Below are 5,397 nucleotides of genomic sequence, written 5' to 3'. Positions count from 1 at the left end.
TGACGCCCGGCGCGACGAATGCGCCCTTCCATCAATTCTGGCGCCGCTTCCTGCCCGTGCACCGCACCGGCAGCGCGGGTTATGGTCTCATTCATCAAAGTGCCACCGAGGTCATTCACACCGGCGTTAAGCAAGGCTTCGACGCCCTGCTCCCCCATCTTGACCCACGACGCCTGAATATTATCGATCAGGCCGTTGAAAACCAAACGCGCTACTGCGTGCATTAAAATTGCTTCGCGGAAGCTCGGTCCACGCCGAGCGCGGCCCTTGAGGTAAATCGGCGCTTCTGGCGGCACGAAAGGCAGCGGCACAAACTCCGTAAAACCGCCGGTTTTTTCCTGCAGGCTCCGCACCCGCAGTAAATGGCGAGCCCAAGACCGATAATTATCAACGTGGCCATACATAATGGTTGCCGTGGAGCGCAGCCCAACTTTATGGGCCGCCGCCATTACCGCCAGCCACTGCTCAGTATTGATTTTATCAGGGCAGAGCACTGCTCGAACTTCGTCATCTAAGACTTCTGCTGCGGTGCCGGGCAGAGTATGTAAGCCCGCCTCTTTCAACTGGCCAAGATAAGTCTCAAGGTCCAGCCCTAAGGTTTCCGCGCCCTGCCAAATCTCGAGCGGCGAGAAGGCGTGAATATGCATATCGGGGGTAGCCGCACGCAAGGTGGCAACAATATCCAAATAGGTTTGGCCGGTGTACTCCGGGTGGATTCCGCCTTGCATACAAACTTCAGAAGCCCCCCGCTGCCAAGCCTCTTGCGCGCGGCGAGCGATCTCTTCGCCCGACAAATCATAGGGGCGACCACGCAAGTTTTCACTGAGCTTGCCCTTTGAAAAAGCGCAGAACTGGCATTTGAAATAACAGACATTCGTATAGTTAATATTTCGGGTCACCACATAACTGACCTGATCACCACAGCGCTGCTCGCGCAGGGTATTGGCCGCGCGACACACCGCCGCGAAATCGCTGCCCCGCGCCGAAAATAGGCGAATGATACTGTCCTCGCTCACAGCTTCGCCACGCATTGCCGTCGCAATAATATCCTGGATATCCATCGATACCGGCGCCACGATACCTGAGCTACTGGCGTCCCCGGCAAGCAGTGCTAGCTCGGCTGCCGGCGCTTCAAAATTTTGGCCGGCTACCCAGTCGTCTTCCTTCGGCAAGCCCTGCCCATCACTGTAATGTAAAACTTTGGTATGTAGTGCTGCATCAAGCCAACGGGAATAGTCCTGCACATAACGCGGATATATCGTTAAGCGCTCATGTAAATGCTTGCCTGCCGCGGCGGTCTCCTTGGCCAAGGTTTCCAAGTGCGGCCAAGGCGCTTCCGGATTGACAAAATCAGGGGTTAGGGGCGACACCCCGCCCCAATCATTCAAGCCCGCTGCAACCAATTGCGGCAACACACCCGGACTGAGGTTAGGCGGCGCTTGAATACTCATTTGCGAACCAAAAATTAACCGCGCAACAGCAATCGTCCACAGCAATTCATTCAAATCTGGCTCGGGCGCCATCGCCATTTTAGTGTTTGGCTTAGCACGAAAATTTTGCACAATCACTTCCTGCAAATGACCGTAGCGCAAATGCAATTTTCGCAATGCCAGCAAGGCTTCCACCCGCTCAACACGGGTCTCCCCAATGCCAATCAATATACCTGAGGTAAAGGGCACGGACGCACGGCCAGCCCGCTCAATTGTCGCTAAACGCTGCGCCGGATCCTTATCTGGAGAACCGTAATGCGGCATGCCCTTTTCGCATAACCGCGTAGAAGCCGATTCCAGCATAATCCCCATGGACGCAGACACCGGACGCAGCATGGCAATCTCGTCATCATCCATGCAGCCGGCATTTATATGGGGTAGTACATTGGTTTCTGCCAATACCCGACCGGCAACATGGGCGAGATATTCTAGGGTCGTCGCAAAGCCCATCGCGGCAAGTGCTTCGCGAGCAGCCCGATAGCGCAGCTCGGGCTTTTCTCCCAAGGTGAACAAGGCCTCTTTGCAGCCCATACTCTCAGCAACTTTGACCTGAGCTAGGACCTGATCTACCGGTAGAAATGCTTGTTCAATCTTTTTCGGTGTCTTGGCAAAAGTGCAGTAATGACAAACATCCCGACACAAATGGGTTAGTGGGATAAACACTTTACGAGAATAACTCACCCCATTATGAAAACCGCGATCGCGCAACCGCGTCGCAGCCGCCATCAACTCAGGACTGTCATCTAGCGCGGCGAGCGCTAGCGCATCGGCATCGTTTAAACCGGCATCATTAACGGCAGCTAAAATTGCCATTGCTGTGTTATTCATAGGGTATTCCACTCGGCCACCGCCGATTCCGCATGTACTCTTAAGGCCTCGGCATTGGCTTCCGAGCGCATGGTGATTAAACGCTGAGCAATCCCCGCCTCACGTAAAAACGTCAATGTCTTCGCAGCTAAAACTGGAGTTTCTGGCGTATTAGCTACCATGGGGGCTTCTGGCAATGCCAATAAGCGCAGCAAATCTGCTCGCGTATCAATGTCCTCGGCAATATTCGGCAGATGCAAAACCTGCGCGGGAATACCAATACGTCGCGCCTCAGCAAGGTGCTGAGCACAGCTATCTTGGCCATAGGCTAATTGCAATGGCTGCGCCGGATCACAAACCAAGATATTACTGCCGCGCTGATGGCGGTCAGTAACAATGCTTAAACCAGTCTGCGCGGCGCCAAGGAGCTCACTATGCTGCTTAATTACAATATCGAGTTCACTCGCACTAAGTAGCGGCAAGTCGCCATGCACGACCATGACCGCCGTCGGCGCGGGCGTCGTCAGCGAGTGAATTTTCGCCACTGCCGCCGTTACTACCGCGTTCAAGCCCTGTACCGCAAAGCTTCGTTCAGACCAGCAGTCCACACCATAGTGCTCGGCCAATAACTGTGCCGCTGGGTCATCAGAAACCAATACCACACGCTCAAACCCGGGATAAGCCGCCATAACAGTCAGAACGTCTTCAACCATGGCATGGAACAAGCCTCGACGCTCAGACACCGTAAGGCTACCCGATAAGCGCTGTTTGGCCTGAACAAAATCTTTTAACGGCAGTAATGCCCACATACAGTTTTCACTTTATTAATAGGTTTTATTTCAATTTCGCAGTGATATTCCGGCAGCAAAATCCAGCACAATTTCAGCCAAACTCACTTTGCTCGCCACGCTCGTCATGACGGTTGGCGCCACGCAGACTTCAAGCCCCAGAGCCGCCACATCCTCGGCATGTTCGGCATCTAATTCGTCTAAGACGTAGCCGTCTAGGAGATCACCATAATAATGTGCAACAGCGGTCGCCGTCGCTGGCATAGCCAGCTCCCTCATCATTTTTGCCGCAGGCCCCTTCACTGCGCGCCCGGCAATAATAGGCGAAACAGCAATAACAGGTGCCTTAGCCGCTTTCAAAAGCTCACGGCAACGTGGCAATGATAAGATTGGATCAATACTCACAAAGGGATTAGAGGGACAAATAACAATAGCGCTGAGATTATCACTTTCTAGTAGCTCAACTATATCAGGGTGCAACCGCGCAGAATCTATGCCATCAAAACTTAAGCCCCGCACCGCAGGCTCACATTGATCCCGAACAAAATACTCCTGAAACTCTAAATCGCCCCGATCAGTCTTTACTCTGGTAGCAACCCGACTTTCAGTCATGGGGAGTAAAATTGCCGCAATACCCAAACCACGACACAATTTTCCTGTTACTTCAGCCAAGCTAGCGCCACTAGCCAGCATTTGAGTTCGGAAAATATGGGTTGCGGCATCCTGGTCGCCAATTTGAAACCACTCATCACCGCCAAGGCGTCGCATGGCAATTAGCGTCCGCCAGGTTTCATCCTTCACCCCCCAGCCGCGCTGGTCATCATTAAGGTCCGCAAGGGCATACATTACCGAATCAAGGTCAGGACAAATTCGCAGGCCCCAGTAGTCAAAATCATCCGCGGTATTCGCCGCAATTGTGAGCTGTTGTTTTTTCAGCACCCCGGCAAGCCCGCGTGCCAATTTTGCGCCGCCGACGCCGCCAGTTAAGGCCAAAACTCGCCCTGCGGGGACAGCGCTAGAACCAATAGCAGTACTCATTAGCGAAACATATCCCTCTCTCGATCACGAATTAATGCGGCTGAACCCGCATCGGATGGACGTAGTTTTGCACCACGAATCAATACTAGGGGCATCGATTCGTTGCCTTGACCCATCAAAAATGACGCGGCGGCGGCGAGTTCATCGGCTACCGCGACTTCGGTCACCTCCAAAGCGCGACCAAATAAGTCTTGTTCACCAATACGATTTTCTACTGCCTCGAACCCGGCGGTACCAATGGCAAAACCTAAAGTGCCATTGCGCCATGCCCGACCAGCACTATCATTGATGATAATGTTTACTTCAACGCCAATTTTTTCTCGCAGCGCCTCACGCAAATTATTCGCGCTGGCATCCGGGTTTTCCGGTAATAACAACAATCGCGGATTATCTTCGTCGCTTTCGATATTCGAACGGTCAATACCAGCGTTCGCGTGCACATAACCGAGTTTATGCTCAACAATCACCACCCCCGGTCGCTGCCGCAACACAGCTCGGGACTCCCGAAGCAAAATCTCCATGTGACGGGGATCTTTATCACAGTCACGCGCTAAGGCTAGTGCTTCCGGGCTCGGGTTAACATCATTTAAAAAGGCGTAACGCCCCTCAGCCTTCGACACAATTTTTTGCGCCAACACCAAAAGATCGCCGTCTTGCAACACAAGACGAGCCTGATCCAATGCGCTCACCAGTATCGTACACAGATCATCCCCGGGTTCTACCATGGGAATACCGGGCACAGGGATTAACGTTAGGGAAGCAGGTGACATGATAATCAGTGATCCAAGCCTGTCAGCTTAATACCGGCATGGCATTTATACTGTTTATTAATAAAGATCAGCAGCGAGGTCATCGCCTCGACGGCAGCGGCGTTGGCGATACTCCCGGCATGAAAACCGCGCAGGCCTGCCGCTTCGACAAGTTCGATCACCTTGGCACGCGCTTCTTTATTATCGCCACACACCAAAACATCGCACTCCAAGCCCTGACCGTCTTGCAAATGCACTGCAGCGACATTCTGGAAAGCCGACACCACACTCACACCCGAACCCAATATATTCTGAGCAATTTGGCCAGCGGAGCCCTCTTCTGGCAATTGAACTCTAGCCACTTTTGGCGGTACTAGCGGCACTGTGACATCAATGAGTATTTTACCCTGCAAAGCGTCTTTAACACTTAACAAGGTGCTCGCGTGATGGGCAAACGGTACGGTAAGCGCAGCAATATCTGCCGCCTTGGCGGCCGCAATATTATCCATGGCTTGAACATGGACT

5 protein-coding genes are annotated in these 5,397 nt (G+C 53.0%); all 5 read right to left on the bottom strand.

Annotation, left to right across the window (positions count from 1 at the left end; all coding sequences use genetic code 11):
- The coding region (cofH, locus tag ABYT30_RS15060) for a 5-amino-6-(D-ribitylamino)uracil--L-tyrosine 4-hydroxyphenyl transferase CofH (RefSeq protein WP_373097343.1) at nucleotides 1-2,318 on the bottom strand (2,318 nt) is incomplete at its 3' end.
- Nucleotides 2,315-3,106: a 2-phospho-L-lactate guanylyltransferase gene (gene cofC, locus ABYT30_RS15055; RefSeq protein ID WP_373097342.1), complete on the bottom strand. Its 792-nt coding sequence runs from the start codon at nucleotides 3,104-3,106 to the stop codon at nucleotides 2,315-2,317. The genes cofH and cofC, both read right to left, overlap by 4 nt.
- Nucleotides 3,107-3,136: 30 nt before the next feature.
- Nucleotides 3,137-4,123: a 2-phospho-L-lactate transferase gene (cofD, locus tag ABYT30_RS15050; protein WP_373080646.1), complete on the bottom strand. Its 987-nt coding sequence runs from the start codon at nucleotides 4,121-4,123 to the stop codon at nucleotides 3,137-3,139.
- Nucleotides 4,123-4,893, bottom strand: coding sequence for a coenzyme F420-0:L-glutamate ligase (gene cofE / locus ABYT30_RS15045; RefSeq protein ID WP_373080647.1), 771 nt, complete (start codon nucleotides 4,891-4,893; stop codon nucleotides 4,123-4,125). Before cofE ends, cofD begins: the two co-directional genes overlap by 1 nt.
- Before the next feature lie 5 nt (nucleotides 4,894-4,898).
- Nucleotides 4,899-5,397, bottom strand: a 499-nt coding sequence (locus tag ABYT30_RS15040) for an NADPH-dependent F420 reductase (protein WP_373097341.1), incomplete at its 5' end; no start/stop codon positions are given.

The organism is Zhongshania sp., from assembly GCF_041623545.1.
GTDB lineage: Bacteria > Pseudomonadota > Gammaproteobacteria > Pseudomonadales > Spongiibacteraceae > Spongiibacter.
Note: the sequence above shows the minus strand (reverse complement) of the source record. Positions and strands in the feature narration are given on the sequence as shown.

Excerpts from the sequence above, each read along its gene's own strand:
- cofC (WP_373097342.1), bottom strand. The coding sequence starts at position 3,106 with ATGTGGGCATTACTGCCGTTAAAAGATTTTGTTCAGGCCAAACAGCGC.
- cofD (WP_373080646.1), bottom strand. The coding sequence starts at position 4,123 with ATGAGTACTGCTATTGGTTCTAGCGCTGTCCCCGCAGGGCGAGTTTTG.
- cofE (WP_373080647.1), bottom strand. The coding sequence starts at position 4,893 with ATGTCACCTGCTTCCCTAACGTTAATCCCTGTGCCCGGTATTCCCATG.